General features: G+C 39.7%; 20 protein-coding genes. 1 reads left to right on the top strand and 19 read right to left on the bottom strand.

The features are described 5' to 3' along the window. Positions 1-62 precede the first annotated feature (62 nt). The 19 genes from J6O61_RS06565 to asnA form a co-directional block, all read right to left on the bottom strand. Positions 63-995: a TIGR01212 family radical SAM protein gene (locus J6O61_RS06565; RefSeq protein WP_292211074.1), complete on the bottom strand. Its 933-nt coding sequence runs from the start codon at positions 993-995 to the stop codon at positions 63-65. After that, positions 968-1618: a GNAT family N-acetyltransferase gene (locus tag J6O61_RS06560; protein WP_292211071.1), complete on the bottom strand. Its 651-nt coding sequence runs from the start codon at positions 1616-1618 to the stop codon at positions 968-970. The genes J6O61_RS06565 and J6O61_RS06560 overlap by 28 nt, the downstream gene beginning before the upstream one ends. A 59-nt stretch (positions 1619-1677) precedes the next feature. Continuing rightward, positions 1678-3726, bottom strand: coding sequence for a DUF2264 domain-containing protein (locus tag J6O61_RS06555; protein WP_292211068.1), 2049 nt, complete (start codon positions 3724-3726; stop codon positions 1678-1680). A gap of 47 nt (positions 3727-3773) precedes the next feature. Further along, a complete protein-coding gene (locus J6O61_RS06550; protein WP_292211066.1) occupies positions 3774-4931 on the bottom strand; it encodes a glycoside hydrolase family 88 protein in 1158 nt (385 codons plus the stop codon). Positions 4932-5478: 547 nt separating this feature from the next. Beyond that, positions 5479-7506, bottom strand: a complete 2028-nt coding sequence (locus tag J6O61_RS06545) for a heparinase II/III domain-containing protein (RefSeq protein ID WP_292211062.1) — start codon at positions 7504-7506, stop codon at positions 5479-5481. Positions 7507-7606: 100 nt separating this feature from the next. Beyond that, positions 7607-8401 (bottom strand): DUF7402 domain-containing protein, encoded by a 795-nt coding sequence (locus J6O61_RS06540; RefSeq protein WP_292211061.1) that lies wholly within the window; start codon positions 8399-8401, stop codon positions 7607-7609. Between the two features lie 427 nt (positions 8402-8828). Continuing rightward, entirely contained in the window at positions 8829-9878 is a 1050-nt protein-coding gene (locus tag J6O61_RS06535; RefSeq protein ID WP_292211059.1) for a tetratricopeptide repeat protein, read from the bottom strand. Between the two features lie 9 nt (positions 9879-9887). Beyond that, positions 9888-10265 carry a RidA family protein gene (locus tag J6O61_RS06530; RefSeq protein WP_292211058.1) on the bottom strand — a complete coding sequence of 126 codons (378 nt, stop codon included), beginning with the start codon at positions 10263-10265 and terminating at the stop codon, positions 9888-9890. Positions 10266-10325: 60 nt separating this feature from the next. Continuing rightward, positions 10326-10553, bottom strand: coding sequence for a hypothetical protein (locus J6O61_RS06525; protein WP_292211056.1), 228 nt, complete (start codon positions 10551-10553; stop codon positions 10326-10328). Positions 10554-10567: 14 nt separating this feature from the next. Continuing rightward, positions 10568-11473, bottom strand: coding sequence for a GDSL-type esterase/lipase family protein (locus J6O61_RS06520; RefSeq protein WP_292211054.1), 906 nt, complete (start codon positions 11471-11473; stop codon positions 10568-10570). Positions 11474-11560: 87 nt separating this feature from the next. After that, the gene (locus J6O61_RS06515) at positions 11561-12934 is read right to left on the bottom strand and encodes an MBOAT family O-acyltransferase (protein ID WP_292211050.1); all 1374 of its coding nucleotides are present in this window, start codon (positions 12932-12934) and stop codon (positions 11561-11563) included. A 38-nt stretch (positions 12935-12972) separates the two neighbouring features. Next, a complete protein-coding gene (locus J6O61_RS06510; protein ID WP_292211048.1) occupies positions 12973-14388 on the bottom strand; it encodes a tetratricopeptide repeat protein in 1416 nt (471 codons plus the stop codon). A gap of 3 nt (positions 14389-14391) precedes the next feature. Continuing rightward, positions 14392-14556 carry a hypothetical protein gene (locus tag J6O61_RS06505; RefSeq protein ID WP_292211046.1) on the bottom strand — a complete coding sequence of 55 codons (165 nt, stop codon included), beginning with the start codon at positions 14554-14556 and terminating at the stop codon, positions 14392-14394. Between the two features lie 35 nt (positions 14557-14591). Beyond that, on the bottom strand, positions 14592-15971 hold the full coding sequence (locus J6O61_RS06500; RefSeq protein ID WP_292211042.1) for a bifunctional folylpolyglutamate synthase/dihydrofolate synthase: 1380 nt from the start codon (positions 15969-15971) through the stop codon (positions 14592-14594). A gap of 31 nt (positions 15972-16002) precedes the next feature. Next, on the bottom strand, positions 16003-18675 hold the full coding sequence (locus J6O61_RS06495) for a valine--tRNA ligase (RefSeq protein WP_292211039.1): 2673 nt from the start codon (positions 18673-18675) through the stop codon (positions 16003-16005). Positions 18676-18706: 31 nt separating this feature from the next. Further along, positions 18707-20335, bottom strand: a complete 1629-nt coding sequence (locus tag J6O61_RS06490; protein WP_292211036.1) for a tetratricopeptide repeat-containing diguanylate cyclase — start codon at positions 20333-20335, stop codon at positions 18707-18709. A gap of 572 nt (positions 20336-20907) precedes the next feature. Next, on the bottom strand, positions 20908-23370 hold the full coding sequence (locus tag J6O61_RS06485) for an ATP-dependent DNA helicase (RefSeq protein ID WP_292211035.1): 2463 nt from the start codon (positions 23368-23370) through the stop codon (positions 20908-20910). A 248-nt stretch (positions 23371-23618) separates the two neighbouring features. Further along, the gene (locus J6O61_RS06480) at positions 23619-23858 is read right to left on the bottom strand and encodes an HPr family phosphocarrier protein (protein ID WP_292211032.1); all 240 of its coding nucleotides are present in this window, start codon (positions 23856-23858) and stop codon (positions 23619-23621) included. Between the two features lie 87 nt (positions 23859-23945). Then, entirely contained in the window at positions 23946-24956 is a 1011-nt protein-coding gene (gene asnA / locus J6O61_RS06475) for an aspartate--ammonia ligase (protein WP_292211030.1), read from the bottom strand. A 113-nt stretch (positions 24957-25069) separates the two neighbouring features. On the opposite strand from asnA, the gene hflX reads away from it, so the two are divergent. Next, positions 25070-26473, top strand: a 1404-nt coding sequence (gene hflX, locus J6O61_RS06470; protein WP_292211027.1) for a GTPase HflX, incomplete at its 3' end; no start/stop codon positions are given.

The following is a 26473-nucleotide window of genomic DNA, read 5'->3' as shown; positions in this document are numbered from 1 at the left end:
TAAAAGAAAGGTCCGCAGCATATCCGTTTTATATTGGTGCCTATTTGAAAATGGTTCGGTGCCTATTCCAATATGCCTGCACATTTTTTGGTCAGCATATTAAGGACTCTTTTTTTATCAAGGCTCCACAATGGCTCTACCAAAAGCTTTCTGGGACCATCTCCTGTCATGCGGTGTATTACAGTTTTCTCTGGCAAAAGAGCTATACACTGAGCCACCAGATCTGTGTACTCCTCCATATCCATAAAGTGTGGTCTGTCTTTTGTCTCCATCTCAAGGTACTGTCTGTAAAGCTGCGTTCCCTTTAATAGCTGGAGATTCTGAAGCTTTATTCCGTCAAGCACCGGAGATAAATGCGCAAGATATCTGATTGTTTCCAGCATATCTTCTTTTGTTTCGCCAAAAAGCCCGAGAATAACGTGAACAATAGTGGTTATTCCTGCTTCTTTTAACCTTTTATAGGCATCCTCAAATACCGCAAGGTCGTATCCTCTGTTAAATGCTATTGCGCTTTTTTCATGAATTGTCTGAAGTCCCAATTCCACCCAGACAGGCTTAATTTTATTAAGCTCTTTTAACATAGCAAGAACGTCACTTCCAATGCAGTCAGGGCGGGTTCCAAGGGATAGTATCACTATATCGTCTCTTTGAATTACCGCGCTGTAGAGCTCTTTTAACCTGTTAACATCACCATAAGTGTTGGTAAAAGACTGAAAGTAAGCAATGAACCTTGTGGCATTTGTTTTTGCCTTTATCTTTTCCCTGGCTTTTAAAAGCTCATCATTCATATCACTTATATTTACGCTCCTTACGGGAACAGCAAAGTCTCCCGATCCGCCTTCAGAACAGAAAGTACAACCGCCAAAGGATTTTTCGCCGCCTGGCATTATGATGGAGCCATCCCTGTTAGGACAGGAGCACCCTGAAGTTAAAGAAAGTCGATATATCTTTTCACCATATGTACTTTTTAGGTATGTTGATAGCTTTTGATGCATGGATTATCCCCATGTTCTCCAATCATTTTCTCCATCCAGACCATGTTGTACCATCGTCCGAACTTATATCCACATTTATGGAACTCTCCATTTAATTTATAACCCATTTTTTCGTGGAAACGGACGCTGTCAAAGGTAAGGTACTCATCCTCTTTTTCAGGATAGCCAATACATGCGTACAGATTGAGGATTCCCATATCCTTAAGGCGCTTTTCCAGCTCTTCATAAAGAGCTCTGCCAAGCCCAGCTCTCTTACAGTCCTTATCAAGGTAAATGCTCATTTCAACGCACCACTGATAGGCAGCCCTTGGATGGAACTTACTTGCATAAGCATAGCCCAGAATTCTGGATGGCTTCGATTTTGTTAAATCGTCACTCTTATCCGGCTTACATTTTTCGCTGGTTTCATGGCTTTTTTGAGAATCAGAAATAACCTCTTCTACGACAAGATACGGAAAATCACGAAGAACCGTTTCAATGCGTCCACGAAATTCCTCTTCATCCGGCACGTCATATTCGAAGGTAATTGCAGTATTTTTTACGTAATAACTGTAAATATCAAGTAGTTTGGGTGCATCTTCTACAGTTGCAAGTCTTATATTATATTTGCCTGTACTATCCATGTAAGCCTCCATGTAATCACTTTGCCTTGGATTATTTTCTACTATTGGCAAAGTCTGCATCACAGCTGAAGATTACCCTCTATTCCTTCAAAGTCAATTACCTTTGTATCTCCTGACTTCAGATTGATTCTTACAGGTCCATATCCGCCGCATTTCTGTGGATCGGTATACTCTATGTCCTTTACAGGGAAAATGTCATCCTCATCAAAATCTTCAAGGCTCTCTTTGGTGATAACCTGCGAGATCAGGAAATATGGCTCATAGCCGTACTGTTTTTCCCTTTTTGTATCCGCACAAAGAATAATGGACTTCTCGCTGTCAGGGTTTGTATCCTTGCTGTGCATAATCTCTATATTATCCCAGCCATCCATAATCGTAAAGGCTAACTGCTTTTCTTTTCCTGTATGATCATGTCCTTTTAAAATAACAGCCTTGTATCCGTCTTTTTCTTTGCAGATAACTTCTGTTCCATTATCAGGGAATCCGAAAGCACCCAGTGTAATTCTGACAGGTCTTCTAAACAGCCTGATCTTGTCAGCTCTCATTATTCCGTAGGGAACTGCAAAGTCAGCCAAATTTATGGCAGTTCTCCAATGTGTTTCGGTCTGAGTCTCATATTCAAAGAAATGCCTTCTATACAGCACTCCGTCTTTTTCTCCATGCCAGAAACAAGCATTGGGTGTTATTACTACAGGCGTTTTTTCCTCCAGATATGTAACCACGTACTGCTCAGAAGCAGCTCCGTTTTCATAGAAGCTGTCCCATGGGAACTTTGTATTATAAACAAGCTTCCCATAGTTCCAGATTCCGTGAAGGTCAGTTTTGTCTTTTACCATCTTGCCGGTTCTAAGCTCTGTTATGCCGTTGGCCTCATGATTAGCCATGCAAAGTCCCGGTCCGTCCAGGGTTGTAACCAATGTCTCATTTTTCTTAAGTTCATCCCATGGTCCCAGTTCTTCCTTGCTGGTCCAGAAGGGATGATCTGCCGGCAGATGCAGACACAAAAGAGCTTTTGCAAGCCACATAGGAGATTCAGCGCAGGAGTACGACTGCACAAGCGGAATAAACGGTCCGTAAAATCCAAGGGTCGGAACTCCTTCCCAAAGAAAATCATCTCTTGTAAGGAATTGCAAAAGAGACCCTGAGCAGATTCTTCTTGCAAGCCCCGGATTTATACTTGAATTCTTCATAAGAAGATTACCGTCAAAGGAGCTTGTAGCGGCATTTCTGTAGATTCCGCTTCTTCCCCACATATTTGTAAATCCGTCTCTGTCAAAAAAGAGCGGATATGTCTTCATCAGCTCATTGGAGTTTTCTTCAAATCTGCGGGCAATATACGGCTCTTTTTCATATCCGTACCACTGATTCCAAATCGCTGTATACATATTAAATGCCCAGCATGAATAGTAGTCAAAAGACTGTCCGTCTCTGTACCAGCCATCGCCGACATAATAGTTTAAGATGTTCTGAGCATGATCTCTCATTATATCTTCATCAATTTCATACCCGTTCATGTATAGAAATGCCAGATCAAGCATGTTGAACAGTCGCCAGTTCTGGGGAACTGTATTGGAATGGGCAAAATCACTTAAAAAGGCAGCAATTCTGTCTTTTTCCTCCTTGGAATAGGTATCCCAGATCTCTTCCTTGGAGAGCCACAGACATATTACAAGGGCTGCGGTTTCAACTGTCTGCTGAAAACATGCAAAGGGATTTCCACTTTCGTCCAGCTCTTTCATATCGGAATAATTAAGCACATAGTTCTTTTCACCCTTTGTAACAGCGTAGAGAACCTGCTTTTTGTAATATTCCCTGATATTTATATTGTTTAATACAAGCTCAGGATCAATGTGAATAAGCGGCGCAGAAATAAAAAAAGATCTGCAAAGTCCCTCGAATATTTCAGCTTTATAACGCCACATAGGTGCATCCTTGGAAGGATATGTTACCTCGGTTTCATATCTTGGCATCACTACAGGTTCTTCAATATTTTTTATATTGCCGAAGATTCCGGACAGAAGGTACTTTGCCGCTTCAATCCAGCTGTCTCTGGTAAGTCCGGTATATGGACTTAAATCAAAATCAGTCTTTGTTGGTGTAAACTTCATGGTGCTGCTCCTTTAAATCACGTTTATCATGTCTTTACTGATTGCTTTTAGAAAACTTCAAGTGCGCTTCCGTTTAATTTCATAAGCGCTTCAATGTAATAATAATCACCATAAATTATTGCCATGTGATGTCCGTTTCCATGATAGTCAACAGAACCTCTGGTCAGAAGGTTGTCTTTATCAAGGGTGTAATCACAGCTGTGACTGTCAAGTGCTTTTAACAGCTTAATAGCAGCTGTAAGGTACTCTTTTGCACGGTCTTCTTTACCTTCTCCCATAAGACTCCTGGCAATCTCAATAAGACCACCTGCTGTAATAGCCGCAGCAGTTGAGTCCTCAAGATCATCAGTTTTGGGTTGCCTGTAGTCTATCGGAACAAGGAAAGTATCCGGAATTTCAGAAAGTACATAATCAGCCACTTTCATAGCAGTTTCAAGGTATTTCTTTTCACCAGTATGAATATAGCTTAAAGCAAATCCATATACTGCCCAGCTTTGTCCTCTTGTCCAGCTTGATCCTTCACCATATCCCTGTCCGCCATATTCTCTTGCAAACTCCCCGGTAAATGGATCAAATCCAACAATGTGCCTTACAGATCCATCCTCTCTGATAAAATTCTTCATTGCAGTATCTGCATGAGCCATAGCAATTTTCTTAAATCTTGGATCACCTAAAACATCTGATGCCCAGTACAGCAGAGGAAGATTCATCATGCAGTCAATGATTGCCCATCCTGTTGTATCTCTCCCATCTCCCCAGTCATTCCACGCTCTTATGAAATTGCCGTTCATGTTAAAACGCCCGGCAAGACTGTTAGCTGCCAAAAGGCCTCTGTTTTTTGAATCATCACTTTTATAAAGTTTGTAATTAATTACAGATGTGGGGAGCCACCTGAATCCGGCATCATGATCCATTCCGTTGTAATTAAGAAATGCTTTATCAAGCTTTTTTTCAACTTGCAGAGCTTCTTCCTTAAACATCTCATTTCCTGTAAGTTTAAAGAGCTGCCACATCTCGCCGCCCCAAAAACCATTTGTCCACCAGCAGATTTCTTTTTCATCAGATCTGTCATCAAATCTTCCATTTTCATCTGTGGTATATGGAATCTTATCCCTGTTTCTTTCAGTTACAGGAACCATCTTATCTTCTATTTTTTTTAATGTATCATTGACCCACTGTAAGTCTTCGCCACTGATTAATCCCATAATTTTCCTCCCAAAGCATAATTACTTTACTGTAAACGGTGGAACGATGCTTAAATCTATCCACCAGATAATATAGTACAGTCTTTTGAAGTAAAAAATAATGTATATTTTATATTAATTATTGCTTATTTTTAGCAAAATGAATCTTAGAGCAGATAATTTAATCAAAACCTGGGGGTGTACTTGTCCGAAAATTCCATTCTTAGGAAATCTCAATTATAAAGATAGGGTGCAGTTGCTTTAAAACCTGCAACTGCACCCACTAATATAACTATGCTATCATTTACAATTTCTCAGCCTAGTGTGCTGACTCGTTCATCTTTAATCAAATTGTGAAGTATATGGATTTATCTGCAAGGAAATAAATTCGATGACAATGCGGGCATTGTCGAGAATTTTTGACGCAGCTGATGAATTCATAGACAAACAATTTGGTTAATTATGAATGAGCCAGTACACTAGGTAATTATTTGCGTTTAAAAAGTAAAATCACTGTTAGTAATCGCCACAAACTTATTATCTGAGCTTTACCTGAACTTCATAAACTTCATCTAAACTTCATCTCAAGCTTATTGCAATGTCCAAGTTCAAAAAGCACTCTGTATACTTCGTGCTTCCAGGCAATAGAAAGTCGCTCATCCGTAACAGGATATGCTTTTACAGTAGCTGATTCTGCACCGGTTATCTCTGCAAATCCCAAATTTCCTATTCGCACCAGAATTTTACCTTCACCGGATTTCTCACAACTTTCAGATGTCGAAATCACCTCAATCTCCGGCTTATCATAAGTCATTAAACTTACTACAGCCTTAAGATCACCGTCATAACTATCCTCAACACAAACGCCTTGCCCTTTAATGAGGCTGACTGTACGCTTGTAGCTTCTTATACGTTCATCTCCATAAGCGTCGGCAATATCCATTGAAAGTGAGGATACACACTTATCGGAATTATAGTCCAAATTGCTGCACAGTATACAGTTTACATAACCTGCACTGTATTTTTCACCGTCATGCTCCATGACGTAAGCCTTGTTATAGACATCTTTTGCCGCATCATTCCCCAGTTCATCAATGTTTCCCATTTCGTCAATAAAAGTCGGAAGATTATGAAACTGTGACTGCATTGTCCATATTTCATATCTCCTGTCAGAAAAAGTCTTTTGAGTATAGGTCCCAACTCCAAGGTCAATTACCAACGGCTTACCGTCTTTATATATGGTAAAAGAGCCAACATCATTGTGATTGTGACTGTCTGCATTATCTCCCGCTTTGGCTGCAAGTGTATATACACCGTCTCTGGCAACCATAAGACCAACGCTTTCAAAAAAAGCATCCTCAGGAATTCCGGCCTCCCCGGAGACATTCATCATCTCATCATAGGCAAAAGCCTGAATGAAATGGTAAAAGAGATTTATTTCTTCACTGACAAGCTGACCGTCTTCTGATTGTTTCTGGAAATCAAGCGCAGCAAATGTAGACAAAACCTTATCTTTTGTAGCCTTTCCGAACAGATACTCCCTTGCTGTCCTTCCGCCTGCCATAGCGCTGCAATCCGCAAAGTTCACATAATAGCCGTTCCCCACATACATCTTGACGATGTAGTTGGCTACATTTCTGATCAGTTTATCTGAGAATATCCCGTTAAAAGAATAATCCTCAGCCCCGGATTCTATGCCACTTTCCATTCCATCTTCACAAGACCTGTTTCTATCATCGGTACCTGTCTTACTGTTTTTAAGAGCTCCTCTCATCAGTTCCAGACATCCGAAAAGGCAAAGAGCTGCATGGGAATAATACTGGGCTCCCTCATCACAGCCTCCATCTTCGCCGTACTCATCAAGAAAGTAGTCGCAGGACTTAGCAGCTTTCTCAATAAAGACTCTCCTTTCTTTTTCGGAAAAGAAATCTTCAGGTCTTGTAAGTACGCTGATAAGGACATTCTGTGTACACCATACAGTCCAGTTACACATTGGTTCCTTGCCATTTCCCATCCACCAGAAATGCTGTTCCAGATATGGTGTAAATATTCTCTCTTTAAGTCTTTCATTGACATAAGTACTGATAAACGGACTTATGTCCTTCAAAACAGGTCTCAATACATACTCAGCAAAAGCAACCTCCGCTCCCGACTCAGCATCAAAAAGATCTATGATAGGCCTTGTCACATCAGGAACTACCTCCTGCACTCCGTCACGAACATAGCTTGTATGGGGCGGAAGACACCAGGTGGTTTCCTCTAAAATAAGATAAAGACCATCCAGAATATCCCCTAAAAATCTTCCCTTATTCTCAACACACTCGGCCATAACGAGGCTATTTAGTTTTCTTCTTCTCGGAAAAAACTTATCCTCAAACCTTACTCTGTTTCCTGATTTCTTAAATTCCATGAAATCTGAAATAAGAAGCTGCGTCCATGGCTCATTCAAAGCCTCTTCACCGGCCTTTATCAATTTGTTTTTAAGTTTATCTGACAATCTCTCCCATTTATCTCTATCAGAAATATCCGGATACTCTGAATAAATTCCACAACCACTTGTTACATCCACATAATGCTGTACTATTGTCCTATTCATAAATAATCATTCCTCATAACTTAATGTGAATATATTACGCTACCATAAGCATATAGAATATTGCACAGACGCTTTTAGCACCTGTGCAATATCATGTTCATCACTTCGAAGCCTCAGTTCCGTACACTTCAATCTGTGTCAGTGCAGGGAATGGACTTGGATCATCTGCTTTAATAAGTTTTCCCAGCTTGATCCATCTTATATTCTTCTTTTCAATGTTGAAAACATGCGGCTCTGCAACCTTTTTGTCCATCGTGACAACTTCGCTGCTGCCATCCGAAAAAGTAAAAGTAGCCTCTACCCACCAGTTATCATGCGGAAAATCAGCTCTTGTATAAAGAACTATCCTGTCAAAATCTACTTCTCTTCCGAAATCCAAAGTAAACTCTGCATCATCCTGCCTGTTTATTCCCCAGGACTCATATGGCCATTCGCCGTGTGAGAGAGTTGCTATGCAACCGTCGATTGCATTTCTTGCAGCAAAAACGGCTTCACCTCTTGTCTCAACGTTGGCACTTGCATGTGGATAAACACCTGACACTTCATGCTGATCAAAAGGATTAAGAGCAATATTCCTATAAGCTGTAACTTCATAATCCTCTGCTTCTCTAATAGTAACCACATGTCTGTTGCCAAAGAAAGCAAGCGGATTGTAACTTGTTTTTTTCTCATAAAACGGAACAGTAAAATCTACAGTTTCCTGATCAACCAAAACCAAAGCCGAATCCACCGCTGCGTCAACTTTTACAACATAAAACTTTCCGGGAACAAGGCCGGTAAATTCTATAACATCGCCCTTTCTGTACTCTCCATCCCAGGCAAGTACCACATTTTTCTCACCTTCATACTCTGCCTTAGGCACATGGTCCCACTCATTAAATACAGTTATCTTCATACATACTCCTCCAAAAGCATTTATTTTTACTATACTCCAAAAAACAGTCAAAAAATCCGCAGCAATTGCGGATTTTTAATCTAAACATATATTATTACTCCGGTCAATAAATATCACAAACATTATCTGAATATACACGATCATTAAATATCGCAAACATTATTTGAATATACACGGTCTTTAAATATCGCAGTTACTATTTAAATATATAGTGACATTTAACGGTCATATTAATATCTAGTGTGGCTGTTTTTATATTTCTCGACTATATTGCTTAGATATAATTTACAATCTACAAGGCGGAAGATGGAGTCGATGGGCGTCCATCGACGACTGATGACAACGCAGTAGATTCAAATTATAGCAAGCATATAGTCGAGTTAATATAAAACAGCTACACTAGAAACAAAATGGCTGCAATGTCATATCACCTTGTTGACAGGAAGACATTCTCTCTAAGCGCCACCTCATCCTGTGGATAACTCTGAAGATAAGTTGTCATAAGAGATGATGCAAGCCCAAACTCACCCATATATTCATACGCTGTAATCTCATTGAGCATAAGAGCCTGATTAAGAGATTTGTCATTAATCTCTATACCTGACTGAAATGAAGAAACTGCACCTTCATAGTCGCCCTGCTTTATCTGGCACATTCCAAGCTGATTATACACCTTTGCGCTGCTTGGGTTCTCGGACAGATAAGTTTTATACACACTGATTGCATAGTTATAGTCACCCTGAACTTCTCCTGTCTGTCCCAGCAAAAGAACCACAGGCTCTTTTTCCTGATCTCTCTCACTTCTGGCTGCTTCCAGATAGCTTTGGGCATCAGCATTATTACCAAGGTAAAAAGATATCTGACCCTTCTCATAGTTAGTCATGTAATCACTGCCATTCTCAAGGGCTCTGGTAATTATGGAAGTTCCTTCCTCCTCATAACCATTTTCAGCAAGAGCTTTATATATCATGATCATCATGGAATAGTCCTTGGGATTAAGCGATATAGCCTTGGTAAAATCTGCATATCCCGCATCATGGTTGCCTGCAGCAAGTTCGCAGGTTCCTCTCAGATAATAAGCATTTATATCTCCGCTCTTTAACCCGATAATAGCGTCATATACTTCTTTGGCCTTATTATATTCGCCGATTTTCATGTAGCTTTCCGCAAGATAATAATTGGTGTCAAAATCCATATCATCAACTATTCCCTCATCAGCTGCAAGCGAAGAAAGCAGTTCCTCTACTGCCTGTTCATATTCCCCGCTATAAAAATATGCTATTCCCTTCCCTCTATGGACAAGGCAAGCATCCTCGCCGCGCTCCAAAGCTTCATCAAAACTCTCAAGAGCACTGGTATACTCATGACTCTCAATATATGCAAAGCCGGAATCAATCCCGTGTCTTCCGGCCAGACTCCCACAACCTGAAAGAAAAACGGAAAGGGTTAAAACTACTAAAATAGTCTTACTCCTCATAAGCTCTGATTACTCCCCAAGATAAGCAATTACCTCAACTTCGCAAAGAACGTTTCTGGGCAGCTGCTTTACTGCTACGCAGCTTCTTGCCGGCTTTCCTGTAAAGTATTTTTCATAAACAGCATTAAATGCAGCAAAATCACTCATTTCAGCAAGGAAACATGTTGTCTTTACTACATGTTCGTAGTCTGTTCCTGCTTCCTTTAAAATCTCTCCGATATTTTGGCATACTCTCTCTGCCTGATCAGCGATTGTAGTAGTATCAATCTCACCATCCTCAGGATTAATAGGAATCTGTCCTGAAGCATAAAGAAAATCCCCTGCCTTGATAGCCTGTGAATATGGTCCGATAGCTGCCGGCGCCTTATCTGTACTGATGTATTCCATTTTTACTCCTCCTTACCTGGAATTATAATTTTATATAAGATTAACTTAAAGAAATTCTGCTCAAAACCTGGCGGTTACATAAAATCCCCTATCATTCTCTTCAACCTTAGTAACTATGCCTTCCCTTTCAAGCATTCTCTCTCTGAAAGGAAAATTACCCGACATAGCAAGTGAGGGATCAATCGTATAATAGTAGTTACTTGGAAGAACACCTTCAGTAACCGTCACATGATCGCCCTCTTTTAACAGCCCAGGTCTTTCCATTTTGAAAGTCATTTCTCTAGCCATTTTAACACCTACCCTCATTCCTTAACAATAGCATTTGCAAGCAAATACTGATGCCATCTCTCATATGAAGAAGCTTTAAGGTGTACATCATCAAATGATAACTCTGCAAGAAGATTACCATTTTCATCATCCACCGCCTCATTCATATCAAGGTAAAAAACAGTCTTATTATCAGCAAGCTCTGACAACGCATTATTTCTGATGTTAATGTTTTCATTGTTAAAATATTCATCAGAACTGCTCTTTTTCTCTGTAACATGCATGATGCTCTGAATATAAATAATAGCATCAGGCTGAAGCTCCCTTATCCTGTCAATTACAGTTTTATAGGCCTTACAAAAAGTCTCAGGCGTTCCTGTTCCAATCTCATTTAATCCCAGCATAATGTAAATCTTGGAAAACTGATTTTCAGACAGAGCCTGCTCAACTGTGATTTTGCCATTATCTGTCTTAATAAACTCCGTATTCATGGCATCATAAATAGTCAATGATATTTTGGAATAGAAGGTAGCCCTTGAATCCAATTCCTCACAATATTCAGAAAGCCCAACAGTTCTGGAGTCACCAATGAAAAGAGCATCTGTGAAATAATCATCATCCACTTCAGTAAATTCATAGACTTCTTCAGAATTACCGGAAATATCATCACCTGAAATATCATTTGCAGATATAATGGACTCATCAACGCCCGTACCGGACTCTATCTCATCAATAGCTTCCAAAGTCAAAGTATCAATCTCACCATCTCCCCGGTCTGTTTCTATGATACTTTCCGATATTCCTTCTACCTGTTCAGTATCTGCCTTGCCGGCCTTTGTCCATGGATACACACCATCCGAAGCCGCCTTAAAAAAGGTTGCAAGTATTGGAGTATCGATATTCCCGGAAGCGGCATAGTCTTTATAAACAGTGCCCTTCAAAGCAAAAGATATCACCGATATTAAGATTGCTGTTATTATAACCCCAAATAACAGGGGGCAAGTCTTAATTAGTTTCATTTCTCGTCCTTAAAATCTAAAATACATGAAAGGGTTGCCGGCAGCATTGGATAAGCTGTAGACGCATATCCAGAATAGTATGAACAACAATACGGTAAATACCGGATGCTTCCTGTTTCTCTCAAAGAATCTGTAAAGTCCCGGAAGTAAAAGAATCAGCGCTACTGCCAAAAAGCCCCCATAAATACCAAGGTTCTTAATGTAATCACTACTGTTTACCGCTATTCCTTTTCCAAAAAAAGGAAAAAGTCTTTTAAAGTAGTCAAGTAATCCTCTAAAATCAGAAATAGCAAAAATCACCCAGGTCAACGGTATCAATATAAGAACATTAACTCTTCCGATTATTTTTCCCAAAGCCACAGGAATCTTCCCCGGAATAACAAACCTTTCAAATGCAATAATAACAAATATAATAAGTCCCCACAGAATAAAATTCAGGGTTACTCCATGCCAGAATCCGGTAATAAGCCATACAACCAAAAGATTAAGAAATATCCTGCCTTCAGAAACTCTGCTGCCTCCAAGCGGAATATAGATATAGTCTCTAAACCATGAGCCCAAAGACGCATGCCATCTTCTGTAAAATTCAGATACATTTTTGGCACTGTAGGGCTGATCAAAGTTAACAACAAACGGAAAACCAAGCATGACACCGATTCCGGCAGCCATAAGTGAATAACCCCAAAAATCAAAATAAAGCTCCAAAGAATAACAAGCTGCACCAATCCAGGCAAGCGGAGTAGATATGCTCTCATAACCTATGGTTCCTATATCATTCCACAACATAGCTAAATGATCGGCTAAAAGAACCTTCATTCCAAGTCCCAAAGTAAAAAATCTAAGCCCATCTTCTATTGCTGAGAAGATTGCCTCTTTAGTCTGAAAATATGTTTTTTTCTGATAATCGGAAAAACGCATGATAGGTCCTGAAACCACCTGAGGAAACATACAAAAATATGCTGCTGTCTCTATAAAGCCGGGTTCCTCATCTATTTTTCCCATATAAAGATCTGCCTGATAGGATATCATCTTGAACGTAAAGAAACTGATACCGATCGGCATGAAAGAATTATACACAAATTGTGATAAAAGCTTAAACTCTACCAGCATCAATGCATCAATGCATACGATAAAAGCAAGAAGATACTTTCTCTTCTCACTGCCAATAGCTTTTCCAAATAAGTAGTTTACAACAATGGCCGTGCCAAGAACAGCAAAGCCTTTCAGGTCTCCCACTGCATAAAATGCTAAACTACCGATCAGTAGGGTAACACTTCTATATGTAGCCGGAGTCAGATAAAATGCTATTAGAAAAACAGGTAAAAACCTGAAAATAAAACCTAAATCCGAAAAATTTATCATTTCCCCACTATATTCCTTCAAAAATAAGGCGATATTTCTATCGCCTTTAGTTTCCTTTATCAGCCATCAGAATTATTGATCTCTGCAAGCTTGGTCTGAGCTTCCTGCGCACTCTTTGTCTCAGGAAACTTAGTTATAACCTCATCATATGCCTCTTTGGCCTTGGCTATATCACCACTATTGTAATAGGAATTTCCAAGATAATAAAGAGTATTCACATTGGTACTATCGTACTGATATGCCTTTGAAAGGTTACTGATTGCCGTTTCATAATCGCTATTTTTATATGCTTCATAGCCGGTGTTGTAATAAGATGTAGAAAGCTGCGCCCCAACAAGCACCATAAGATTATCGTAAAGCGATGTAAACTCCGGAGAAACATCCTCTCCGATAACGCTTAAATCAACTTCTGCAAGTGCAGAACCAATTCCATCCACATCGCTTGAATCATTTAAATATATGGATGCCGCTTTCATAAGGCTGTTCATTGCTGCTGAAGTGGAAGTTGCACCCTCATAACCTGAAACCTGACTCTGGAGTTCCTCAATCTGACTCTGAAGAGTAGCAATTTGCTGCTCATAGTCATTTATCTGAGCTGATTTTGCATCAGATTCCTCACTGATCTGTGTTATTTTTTCCTGATTATTGGAATTAATACCTGCTATCCTCTGTGGAAGGATAAGGAAACATGAAGCAGCAATTCCGAGGATTATCCCAAGTACTATTCCCCAAATTGAACCGCTTCTGGTAATTGCAGACTTTTTAACAGGCTGAATGATCATTTCATTGCCGCTGTTATATCTTATAACATCATCAGAATCGGTTGTTATATCCGATACAAGTTTGCCGCTTTCCCCAGGAAGAAGCATATCATCAGCTTCCTTGAGATATCTCTTGGCCATTACATTTCCGGTATCAAGCTTAAGTGCCTTGCCGGCTTCCGACTTGGCTCTGTCCCAGTTTCCGCCTTTCAAATATAAAAGGCACAACAAAAGATGTGCTTTTACGAAATTACCGTTTAGTGAAAGCACCTTTTTCAGCTGAATAATTGCAAGATCAAGGCTATCCTGCCTGCAATAATTAAGCGCTATGTTAAATTTTTTGATGGTCTGATTTATCTCATCAAGTTTAGCAGGACTGTTTCTTACTGTATCCATGAAATAATCCGCAATATTTTCGCCTGTTTCGAGATTTTTACTGATAACCCACTCTGAAAGTGCAACAACAACCTCCCCGGTCTCATAATAAATAAGTCCAAGAAGGTTTCTGGCATCAATATTATTCTTGTCAAGCTTCAAACTCTGTCGCAGGCAGCTGACTGCCCCGGATAAATCTCTGACACCGGCCTTTTCAAGTCCTTCATTATAGAACCTGTTTGAAAGACTGACCATTTTTTTATACATTCTGACATCTCTGCCGCATCCCGGGCAGATATCAGTACCATTCAATTCAGTGTTGCAACTTGCGCACCTCATCTGTTATCTTGCCCTTCTCTGATTATCGGTTTCGCTTTTAGCTTCTTTAAGAAGCTTAACAAGCACATCTGACATATCATCTAAATCCTTATTGTAGATAATGTCTTCAGTGTCTTCTATTTCAAGACTTGGCTTAAATTTCTTAAGCTCTTCTTCAAAATTCAACATATCATTCCCCTCTGTCAAAACAAATCACTTATGACTTACATCATAGCTTTTATCTCACCTGTCAGGTAAAGTGAACCGACTGAAAAAACTATATCGCCGGATTTTCTGACAGTTATAACATCTGTAACTGCATCTCTCACATTAGTATAATACTTGATTGGTACCCCAAAAATCCCATTGTTCTCTTTACACTTTTCAAATGTGCTCTTTAAATCTGATACAGATACCGATCTTGTAGTTTTAAGTGTAGCCACAAAAACAGAATCAAATTGCTCACTAAGGAGTATTTTTTCTATTATGTCCTCATACTGTTTGTCAGCAACTATGCCAAACAAAAGTAATTTGCGCCCCTCTGCACTTACATGCGCAACAGAATCCAAAAAAGCTTCAATTCCGTCAATATTGTGAGCGCCATCCACATATATGCCGGGACGGATTTCTTCCATCCTGCCTTCCCATTTGGCACTTACAAGACCAAGCTCAATATCTTCACCTGAAATCACAGCGCCGCTATTTCGCAGTATTTCTGCGCTTGCAACCGCTATAGCCGCATTTTCAGTCTGATACCTCGCTCTGGTAGACAGCTTTAGGCCGGCATATTTATCATAAAGGGAATTATACGAAAAAGCAATGAATTTGTTTCCGGTTTCATCACACTCTTCCCTTACATCCGATATGTCATTCTTTTTAACTGTAACAACTCTTGAATCCAGTTCAAGAGCCTTCTTTTTGATTACATCCGTACTTTCTTTTTGCTTGTCAAAAAATACTGTCGGAACGTTCTCTCTTATAATACCGGCCTTTTCAGCTGCAATATCTTCGATAGTATTCCCAAGATACTGCATATGATCAAAACCGATTTCAGTAATGATATTTATCTCCGGTTTACCGATAGCGTTGGTGGCATCAAGTCTTCCACCAAGACCGGTTTCCAGAATCAGATAATCCACAGGATAAACATCATAAAGTATCATTGCCATAAAAAACAAAAATTCAAAGTATGTCGGAAAATAGCCGTCGTTACTATATTCCCTGATCCTTTGAAGCAATTCGACAAAGATTTCCACAAATAAAGAATCAGAAATCATTTTGCCGTCAACAAGAAACCTCTCATTTATCTTTACAAGATGCGGGGATACAAAGGTTCCTACCTTGTATCCCGCTTTCATCAAAATAGATGTCAGATAACTACACACTGATCCTTTACCATTTGTTCCTGCCACATGAATAATCTTCATGTTCTCGTCAGGATTACCCAAATAGTCCAGAAATTTTCTGGTATCCTCTATGGTATGTTTATCAGTAAAACCGGGTACTGCATTCAAAAATGCCTCACATTCAGCTACTGATAAACCTTTTCCATTTTCTGAGGAATCAATTATTCTGTTTATGCTCTCAACTATTTCGTTTGTCATAAAATATCCAAAGTTGTCCGGTTATTTTGCTTCAGTTTCCAAGCTGTTTAAGACGCTCTGTTACCTGATCGTAAGTCTGCTGGTACTTTTGCTGTTTTGCTTTTTCTTCCTCAATCTTCTCTGCAGGAGCCTTTGAAAGGAACTTCTCATTACTGAGCATGTTCTTTGATCTTAAAAGCTCGCCTTCAAGCTTTTTCTGCTCTTTTTTAAGTCTCTCAATCTCAGCTGAAATATCAATAAGATCAGAGAACGGAATATATACGGTAGCATCTGCAAGTACTACTGACACTGCATCATCCGCGATTCCTGTTTTATCGGACTGGCAAACCGACTCTGAAGCATATGCAAGTGATTCAAAGAAAAGCTTACCTGTCGCAAATATATCAAGAACCTCCGGCTTATCACTTACAACGAATACTTTTGCCTTGCGGGATGGAGCTACATTCATCTGAGTCCTTACATTACGGATTCCGCGAACAGCCTCCTTAATGGTCTCAATAGCATTCTCATCATCAGCAAAATTCCACTCATCCTTGTATACAGGCCAGTCAGAAATCATGATAGATTCCTCTTCATCCTGCAATGTGCAGAATATTTCTTCTGTGATAAACGGCATATACGGATGAAGAAGCTTAAGGGCTCCAATAAGTACTGTCTGAAGAGTCCAAAGAGCTGCATCATGTGAACTCTTATCGTCTGAGTTGTAGAGACGCGGCTTAACCATCTCAATATACCAGTCACAGAACTCATCCCAGATAAAGTCATAAACCTTCTGAACCGCAATTCCAAGTTCAAAATGATCCATGTTATCTGTAACTTCTTTTACAGTTCTGTTGAACTTGGATAAGATCCAGTGATCAACCGGCTCAAGTCCTGCAGGAGCATCCTGATGGATAGCGCTCTTTGCATCCTCATCCATGTTCATCATGATAAATCTTGAAGCATTCCAAACCTTGTTTGCGAAGTTACGGCTGTTTTCTACTCTTTCATTGTAGAAACGCATATCGTTTCCGGGTGCATTACCTGTTATAAGCGTAAGTCTTAAAGCATCAGCACCGTACTTGTCGATAATATCAAGAGGATCAATACCGTTTCCAAGTGATTTACTCATCTTTCTTCCCTGAGAATCCCTTACAAGTCCGTGGAAAAGAACTGTCTTAAAAGGATATGTTCCCATCTGCTCATAGCTTGAGAAGATCATTCTGATTACCCAGAAGAATATGATGTCATAACCGGTAACAAGTACATCTGTCGGGAAGAAATACTTAAGCTCCTTGGTATCATGAGGCCATCCAAGAGTTTCAAATGGCCAAAGTGCTGATGAAAACCATGTATCAAGCGTATCAGGATCCTGTGTGAAGTGAGTTTTTCCACACTTAGGACATACAGTCGGTGCAGTTTTAGCCACAACTACTGCTCCGCACTCATCACCGTAATAAGCCGGACTTCTGTGTCCCCACCAAAGCTGTCTTGAAATACACCAGTCACGGATATTATCAGTCCAGTTAAAATATGTCTTGTCCATTCTTGATGGAATAAGCTTGATATCTCCATCCTTTACAGCCTTGACAGCAGGCTTGATAAGCTCATCCATTTTTACAAACCACTGTGCCTTGATCATAGGCTCAACTGTAGTATGGCAGCGGTCATGTGTTCCAACATTATGGGAATAGTCCTCAATCTCAACAAGAAGTCCCATCTCATCAAGCTCTTTTACAATGGCATCTCTTGCAGCATATCTGTCCATTCCCTCAAACTTTCCACCATTTGAATTGATTGTGGCATCATCATTTAAGATATTGATTTCCTCAAGACCATGGCGTTTTCCAACCTCAAAGTCGTTAGGGTCATGTCCGGGAGTGATTTTAACAACACCGGTACCAAATTCCATATCAACATAAGAGTCTTCTACAATCGGAAGTTCTCTGTTTACTATAGGTAAAAGAACTTTCTTGCCCTTAAAGCTCTTGTATCTCTCATCATCAGGGTTTACAGCAACTGCTGTATCTCCGAGCATTGTTTCGGGACGTGTTGTGGCAAACTCGATAAATTCCGTGTCAGAAACCTTGCCGTTTTCATCAATAACCGGATATTTAATATGCCATAAATGACCAGCCTGCTCCTCATACTCAACTTCTGCATCAGAAATAGAAGTCTTGCATACAGGACACCAGTTTACGATTCGGCTGCCCTTGTAGATATAGCCTTTTTCATGCATCTTGCAAAAGACCTCTGTAACAGCTTCATTACAGCCTTCATCCATTGTAAAACGCTCTCTGTCCCAGTCACAGGAAGATCCGAGCTTTTTAAGCTGGGAAATGATAGTTCCGCCGTATTCCTTTTTCCACTCCCATGCTCTTTCAAGGAACTTTTCTCTTCCAAGGTCTCTCTTATCTATACCCTCTTTTTTGAGAGCATCAATAATCTTAACCTCTGTTGCAATTGAAGCATGATCGGTTCCGGGCTGCCAAAGTGCATTATATCCCTGCATTCTCTTATATCTGATAAGAATATCCTGCATTGTGTTATCAAGGGCATGTCCCATGTGGAGCTTACCGGTGATATTTGGCGGCGGAATAACAATAGTAAAAGGTTTTTTGGTCTCATCTACTTCTGCGTGGAAATATTTTTTTTCTTCCCACTTTGAATAAAGACGGCCTTCTATACCCTTAGGATCGTAGGTCTTAGCAAGTTCTTTTTTCATAATTATCTCCTTATACAGTGCTCTTATTAACTCAAAGATGTGTTGCGTCGTCAAGTGACTTTTGTGAAATAACCGCTTTATGAAGCATTATTATCTCACCCTTTGTATGCTCTTTTACCTGATAGAGAGCATTGTCTGCAGCATACATGTAATCCCACAGTTTGGTTGTTTCCGCGGGAATTGAATTTCTGATTCCCTGAGAAATCGTCACGATTCCCTTTTCAGAGTGCTTACTTAAAAGCTTCAGGTCTATGACCGATTGTCTGAGCATCGTAGCACATTCCATAACCTCCCTGTCAGTCATGCTTTCATATATAATAACAAATTCATCACCGCCATATCTGAAGGCGTGAATAAGCTCGTTTTCCCTAAGCATGTCGTTTATGATTGATGCAATTTTTGTCAGACATTCATCTCCCGCCTGATGACCATAGGTATCGTTATACTGCTTGAAATTATCTATGTCAAGAATCTCAACGGCAAGGGATCTTTTCAGAGCAAAAGCTTTCTCAAATGCAGCATCCGCAAACTTATTTAAGCCATATCTGTTCCCCAGACCTGTCAAAGAATCTGTTGATGCCTGCTTTTGCAAAATAACATTTTCTTTTTCTATATCATAAAGCTTATTTCTGATATCAGTAAAAAACTTATAGTTTGCGAGCCTCTCTTTTTCTTCTTCGTTGGAAGCTTTAAAAAATTCATTTAAAGCCAGATTCTTTTTCTTTTGATTGCCAAGGCATTCGTAAAGCTCGCATTTAAGCTTGGCATAGTTCTTTTTAAGATGAGCGATATTAAAATCCACAAGGGATCTTTCAGTATTTTCAACTATACGGACAGCTTCGTCAATCCAGCCTATCCGTATAAAGAAACGACACATAATCAATATGTCTTCCATATTATCAAGAGGATGCTTATCGTTTTGGATAAGAGTCAGAAGCCTTGAAGCATACCGCTGAAAACTCACCATGTCCCCAAGATAATGGTATGCCCTTGTTCGTATATCTGTAGCAGTAATTCCATTTATAAAATCTCTGCTTGATTTATGACTTTCCTCAAGCTTATTAATCGCAAGAAGACATTTTTTTACCGAGTCAGGCTTGTCCATTTCCATATAGCAGTCTGCCTCAAAACAGTAGCAGAACATTATATTTCTATAGTACAAACTGTCTTTTTTATTCTTACTTATAAGTTTATAGGCTGAACGAATGAAGCTCAAAGCAAGCTTTGGATCACCTGCTTCGAAGTAAATCTGTCCAATATTAAAATCTATAAATCCCGGAACTTCTGAATCTATCCCCTCACAGCTTCTTTTACCGGATAAAAAGAAATCAAGCGCAAGTTCCGGATTGCCATGATTAAGAGCATCTATTCCAAGAAGATTATAGCACCTCGCCAGATACTCCTGCTCCCCACTGGCCTGCAATGTCTCAATGGCCTTTAGAAGATTGGAGTTAAACTTCCTATAATCAGTACTTAAAAGATAATAAGCATCCGCCAGAAAATAATATGCACACCCCAAAAGACTAACATCATCAGCCTGCCTGGCTCTCTTTATAAATCTGTTACAGGCACTTATGTAACTGTTCGACATACTGGACCTTGTAGTCAGTACTTCTTCGTATAATGCCTGTATTTCTGTATCAAAATTCCTAATGTTCATGGTGTACCCCGGGTAAGCATATAACCCAAAAATGCTGCTTTCAAGTGTGGACTTTTATAAATAGGCGTTTCCTGCTAAAAAAACTAGAGTCAGTATACCACAATTCTAAGTTCGAAAATACCTCTCTAAGAATTTTGGTATTCTTATCGCTAAGCTCGATAATACCTCTCTAAGCGAATCAGTATACCACAATTCTAAGTTCGAAAATACCTTTCTTTTATTGTGACAGGTGTGTCAATATAGACATTGGTTTACATATACCCATTGACCTTATCGGTCACAAGATTATTTTTGCACAGTTAAATGTTATCATTTGACAATCTATTTAAAGTGCCTATTTTAGCGACATCTTTGATACTGTTTTTTGATTAATCCCCAGTTTCCACAGAGTTATCCACATGACACACAAGTCAGTTATCGCTATCTTTCGCATCATTTTTCTGCAAAAACGTTAAATTGAACACTCAATTGATACAATTTAAACGCTTGTTCAGATTACATAAATTTATAAATCCACATTTTATGTAAACCAATATGTATATCTTTTATATTTTTCATGAAGTTTTTGTGGATTAATTATCCTCAATTCCTGTCCAGAAGAGGCTTACAGCGTTTTTGACCAGATAGGTCGAAACGGTCTTGATTCCTTTCCATTCTCTGGGGAAAAGTGCCCTATAACTTCCCTGCATAAATCTGTCATCCAAAAGCGCCGCAACGCCGTAATCATCCTCCGTTCGGATAACACGTCCTGCTGCCTGCAAAACCTTGTTCATCCCCGGGAATCTGTAAGCATAGTCAAATCCATCCTGACCTTTTTCATCGAAATATCCACGAAGTACCTCTCTTTCGTTACAAACAAGGGGTATGCCTGTTCCTACCACGATAACCCCTATAAGGCTGTCATATTTAAGATCTATACCTTCACTGAATATTCCACCCATTACGCAAAAGCCTAAGACGTTTTTATCCTCAACTATATCTATATCCATGTGGATAACTTTTGACAGGTCTATATCATTTCCTGTGGAAAACCTTTCCAGAAACATTTCCCTGGCATCTTCACTCATAAAGCTTTTCTGCACAAGTATTTCAGTTGACTCGCCATCAAGATAATTTTTCTCATATACGTCCAGAACTTCTTCCAAAAAACGATGAGATGGGAAAAATATGAGATAATTTCCACTTCTTGCACTGACTATACTGTTTATATAACCTGCAATTCTCAAATACTGCTCATCGCTTCTTTGTGAATATCTGCTTGTTACGTCACTGCCGATAAAAAGCCCAAGTCTGTCGGGATCAAATACCGATTTTGCATACATTTCATAATCGCTGTCACATCCACCAAGAAGCTTTTTATAATACTGAATCGGTAAAAGAGTTGCCGAAAAAAGAATCGATGATCTTCCTCTCTCCATACATTCAGCAAGATTTCTCGACGGATCAGCGCAGTAAAGCCTCACCAAAAAGCTTCCGTCTTCTGAAAACTCACTGTACATAACATAATGATCGTCAACTCTGTCATATATGGTTAAAAACCTCGAAATATCAAAATAAAACTCCAATATTTCATCCCTGCAGGGACCTTCTGAATGGTTTTCAAGATATTCTGAAATGATTCCGGCCAGACGATTTAATGGATTAATGAGTTTTTCTATAGATGAAAGCTTACTAAGACCATCACACTCTCTTTTCATATCAAGCATTACACGGTTACACTTATCCAAATGTCCTGCTATACCCGGGTGATATTCTTTTATGGTGTTTTTCAGTTCCAAAAAGCTTTCCTTGCGCAAAACCGCGCTGTACATTTCCCGTCCTCTGTCAAGAAGGTTATGGGTTTCATCCACAAGGAAAATGTAATCTCCTTTCACGCCGTCTGCAAAAAATCTGCGCAGATATACAAAGGGATCAAAAACATAATTGTAGTCGCATATTACCGCATCTGCCCACAGACTCATATCAAGAGACATCTCAAAGGGACAGACTTCATGCTTTTTTGCATACTTAATGATTACTTCCCTGTTAAAAGAATCCTCGTGAGTCAAACAATCATAGATTGCATCATTTATCCTGTCGTAATGTCCTTTTGCATAGGGGCATATCACAGGATTACAGTTTCTTTCAGCATCCTCCAGAAAGCATATTTTATCCCTTGCCGTTATGGTCACGGTTTTAAGCCGCATATTCTGAGTTCGTCTAAGGGTATTAAAGGCTTCTTCCGGTGCTGTCCTTGTTATGGTCTTGGCTGTAAGATAAAAGATCTTGCTTGTTTTCCCCTCACCCATTGCCTTAACAGCAGGAAACACAGTGGTTATAGTTTTTCCCGTCCCGGTGGGAGCTTCCAAAAACAGCTTTTTACCATGTATTATAGTTCTGTAAACGCCTGCTGCCAGATCCTTTTGCCCATCTCTGTAGGGAAAAGGGAAAGCCACTTTTTTAAGTGATGCTGTTCTCTCTATGCTCCAATTGTATTCAAAATCAGACCATTTTAAATAAGCCTGAATAATCCCGTCAAACCATGCGGTTATCTCTTTGTAAGTAAACTTGCTGTCAAAATACTTCATCTCCTCCGAGTCTATATTGCAATAACTCATTCGGACTTTTATTTCAGGACATTTTATCTGACGTGAATATATGGCAGCATAACATTTAGCCTGTGACAGATGCACTAAAACGGGCTCTTTTAACTTATTAAGATCTCTGTATGTGCCTTTAATCTCATCAATAAGAGGCATTGCAGCATTTTTTTCGATAAAAGACTCCTGGGCATCGTACGCTCCGGGCTTTCCGAAATATTTATCCAAAATACCATCAGCTCTTCCTGATATTACCAGCTCATAGCCGTCTGCCTCGTAAATGTACTCCAACGGAACTTCAGCATGATAATCAGGTCCCATGCTCTTTTGTATCATTCTGTGGATTCTCCCACCTTCCTGCATGGCATCTGCAGGAGCCTGATGTATTCTGTTGTCGATGTCGCCGCTTCGAAGTATGAACTCCACAAGTCCGCGCACAGATATTTCAATCCTCATACAATCTCCGAAAGCCATGCATTCTTGAATCATCAATTCAAGAATGCATCAACCAAGCCAATTTAAATCGACTTCGTCGATGAGGCTTGGTTGACTCTTCACTCATATTCTCACGAAATCCGCAGTATATGCGGATTTCTGAAATTTAGTTCAAGAAGTCATAATTTTTTTAATGAGCGCAAAATAAAAGCTCCATGATATTGTATACCATGGAACTTTTTTAATCTACAATGAACAATCTGTGTTTATCAGCCTGCAACTGCAAGTGTGTCAAGGTACTGCTCAAACTCTTTGTTGTGCTTACCAAACTGAACTGTAAGCGGCTGATTAAAATCAAGGCCAAACACACCCAGGATAGATTTAGCGTCAACAACATATCTGTTGTAATATATATCTACGTCGAAGTCACACTTAGAAGCTGTTTCCACGAAATCTCTAACCTGTGAAGGCTTTAAGCTGATGTTCTTCTTTATCATCTCTCTTAACATAAATAGTCACCCCTTTCTATTTTTGCGACTTACAAAACTATAGCGTTTAAGTGTGACTATTCTGTGAAGAATTTGCGAAAAATCCGTTTAAAGTATCTGAATTCCGTTATTAACTGCTTCTTTTACCATATCTTCAGGCCAAATTGAGCACTGAACTTCTCCGATATGTGCTTTTCTCAAAAAGAACATACATATTCTGGACTGTCCGATGCCGCCTCCGATTGTATACGGAAGCTCTTTATTCAGGATTGCCTTCTGGAACGGAAGATCAGCTCTTTCCTCGCAACCTGCTTTTTCAAGCTGTTCTTTTAAAGAATTCTCATCTACGCGGATTCCCATACTTGAAAGTTCAAGTGCAATGTCAAGAACAGGATAGTAAACAATGATATCTGCGTTAAGCTCCCAGTCATCATAGTCCGGAGCTCTTCCATCATGCCTGTCCCCCGAAGCTAAAAGATCGCCGATCTTCATGATACATACAGCGCCTTTTGCCTTTGCAATGTAGTATTCACGTTCCTTGGGAGAATACTCGGGGAACATATCCTCAAGTTCCTGTGTTGTAATAAAGAAAATCTCTTCAGGAAGGATTTCTTCTATATAGTCATACTGAATGGACATGAATTTCTCTGTTTTTCTGAGAACTTTATACACATTCCTTACTGTATCCATAAGAAAATCAATGTTTCTGTCTTCTTTTCTTATTACTTTTTCCCAATCCCACTGATCAACAAAAATAGAATGGATATTATCAGGAACCTCATCACGGCGAACAGCATTCATATCTGTATATAAGCCTTCGCCCACATTAAATCCGTACTTTTTAAGAGCATATCTTTTCCACTTTGCAAGAGAATGCACAATTTCTGCATTTCGCCCGTTCTGATTAAGGATGTCAAAAGAAACCGGTCTCTCTACACCATTAAGATTGTCATTAAGACCTGACTCGGGTGTTACAAATAAAGGGGCTGTCACTCTCTGCAAATTAAGCCTTGTCGAAAGCATCCCCTGAAAGAAATCTTTGACTGTCTTGATGGCAACCTGTGTATCATGCAGATCAAGTGCAGATACGTAGCCACTCGGAATCTTTAAATTTTCCATAATTCTCCTCCTGATTTGTGGTAGCATATATAAATAAATTAAATTACTTTTTTTTGGTTTATGCAAGAAAAAAATTCATTACATTAAAGCAGAAACGTAATAAGGGAATAACAATGAAACAGACAGTATACGAAAACATAAAGGAAGAAAAGAAGGTTCGCGCTATTTTGGTGGGACTTCACATGGATGAGAGCGATTCTGATTTTGAAAGATCAATGGATGAGCTAAAAGAACTTACAAAGGCGCTGGACATTGAGGTTGCATGTACTGTAACCCAGTCCCTTCCATGTCCTGACAGGAGTACCTATATTGGCAGCGGAAAAGTTGAGGAAATAAAAAATTCTTTAGACGTATTTGATGCAGATATCATCATTTTTAACGATACTCTCTCACCCATGCAGATAAGAAACCTTGAAAAAGCGCTGGATACGGAGGTTATAGACAGGACCGGACTTATTCTTCAGATTTTTGCAAAAAGAGCCAGGACAAAAGAGGCAAGACAGCAGGTAGAATATGCTCAGCTGCAGTACATGCTGCCAAGGCTTGCCCATATGAGAACTTCTCTTTCAAGGCAGGGTGGCGGAAGCGGCCGTCTTTCCAACAAGGGCTCAGGTGAAAAACAGCTTGAGCTTGACAGAAGGCGCATTGAACACAGAATGGCCGAGCTCAGGAGAGATTTAAGTGCTATTGAAAAGGAACGTGATACACAAAGGGGAAGGCGCCTTAAGTCAGGGATGCCCAGAATATCTCTGGTAGGCTATACAAATGCAGGCAAATCCACCATAATGAACAATCTGCTCAGGATGTATGGTGGAGACAGCTTTGACGAGAAACAGGTTTTGGAAAAGGATATGCTCTTTGCAACCCTTGATACATCAGTAAGAAAAATATCTGCTCCGGGGCACAGGCCATTTCTTCTCTCTGACACAGTAGGCTTTATCAGCGAGCTTCCACACGCTCTGGTAAAAGCCTTCAGATCAACCCTCGAAGAAGCAAGGTACGCAGACCTTCTGCTTCAGGTAATAGATTTTTCTGACCCTGAATACCGCTACCATATGGATGTAACCAAAGAAACTCTGGCAGAAATAGGAGCAGGAGATATTCCTGTAATCTACGTTTTTAATAAATCTGATGTGGTTCAACAGCAGCAGGAGTCAAACAGTATGCTGGTAATGCCTGTACCAAAAGCCATGGATGACAGGATTTACATATCAGCCAAAGAAAATGACAGCCTGAATACACTTATAGAGCTGATAGAAAAGAAATTAAGCGAAACTGAAAATGAATGCAAGCTGCTTCTTCCCTATTCTGAAGGAGGTATTCTCAGCATTCTTACAGGAAAAGGAGTCGTAAAAGACACAGAGTATCTCGAAGAGGGAATCAGAACCACCGGCTTAGCCGGTGGTTTGTTCTGGCCCTATAAGGGCCTTTTACCGGCAAAGCCTAAAGGCTTATCGAAAATAATTCTACTTCTGCAAATTTTGCTTCGCTGCCTTTCAGGCCATTTCTTTTTGCAT

Source organism: Butyrivibrio sp., assembly GCF_017635265.1.
Lineage (GTDB): Bacteria > Bacillota > Clostridia > Lachnospirales > Lachnospiraceae > Butyrivibrio.
This window is presented reverse-complemented; position numbering and strand designations above follow the sequence as displayed.

Bases quoted from the DNA above. Each gene is read 5' to 3' on its own strand.
- J6O61_RS06565 (WP_292211074.1), bottom strand. From the start codon at position 995: ATGCATCAAAAGCTATCAACATACCTAAAAAGTACATATGGTGAAAAG.
- J6O61_RS06560 (WP_292211071.1), bottom strand. From the start codon at position 1,618: ATGGATAGTACAGGCAAATATAATATAAGACTTGCAACTGTAGAAGAT.
- J6O61_RS06555 (WP_292211068.1), bottom strand. From the start codon at position 3,726: ATGAAGTTTACACCAACAAAGACTGATTTTGATTTAAGTCCATATACC.
- J6O61_RS06550 (WP_292211066.1), bottom strand. From the start codon at position 4,931: ATGGGATTAATCAGTGGCGAAGACTTACAGTGGGTCAATGATACATTA.
- J6O61_RS06545 (WP_292211062.1), bottom strand. From the start codon at position 7,506: ATGAATAGGACAATAGTACAGCATTATGTGGATGTAACAAGTGGTTGT.
- J6O61_RS06540 (WP_292211061.1), bottom strand. From the start codon at position 8,401: ATGAAGATAACTGTATTTAATGAGTGGGACCATGTGCCTAAGGCAGAG.
- J6O61_RS06535 (WP_292211059.1), bottom strand. From the start codon at position 9,878: ATGAGGAGTAAGACTATTTTAGTAGTTTTAACCCTTTCCGTTTTTCTT.
- J6O61_RS06530 (WP_292211058.1), bottom strand. From the start codon at position 10,265: ATGGAATACATCAGTACAGATAAGGCGCCGGCAGCTATCGGACCATAT.
- J6O61_RS06525 (WP_292211056.1), bottom strand. From the start codon at position 10,553: ATGGCTAGAGAAATGACTTTCAAAATGGAAAGACCTGGGCTGTTAAAA.
- J6O61_RS06510 (WP_292211048.1), bottom strand. From the start codon at position 14,388: ATGAGGTGCGCAAGTTGCAACACTGAATTGAATGGTACTGATATCTGC.
- J6O61_RS06505 (WP_292211046.1), bottom strand. From the start codon at position 14,556: ATGTTGAATTTTGAAGAAGAGCTTAAGAAATTTAAGCCAAGTCTTGAA.
- J6O61_RS06500 (WP_292211042.1), bottom strand. From the start codon at position 15,971: ATGACAAACGAAATAGTTGAGAGCATAAACAGAATAATTGATTCCTCA.
- J6O61_RS06495 (WP_292211039.1), bottom strand. From the start codon at position 18,675: ATGAAAAAAGAACTTGCTAAGACCTACGATCCTAAGGGTATAGAAGGC.
- J6O61_RS06490 (WP_292211036.1), bottom strand. From the start codon at position 20,335: ATGAACATTAGGAATTTTGATACAGAAATACAGGCATTATACGAAGAA.
- J6O61_RS06485 (WP_292211035.1), bottom strand. From the start codon at position 23,370: ATGAGGATTGAAATATCTGTGCGCGGACTTGTGGAGTTCATACTTCGA.
- J6O61_RS06480 (WP_292211032.1), bottom strand. From the start codon at position 23,858: ATGTTAAGAGAGATGATAAAGAAGAACATCAGCTTAAAGCCTTCACAG.
- asnA (WP_292211030.1), bottom strand. From the start codon at position 24,956: ATGGAAAATTTAAAGATTCCGAGTGGCTACGTATCTGCACTTGATCTG.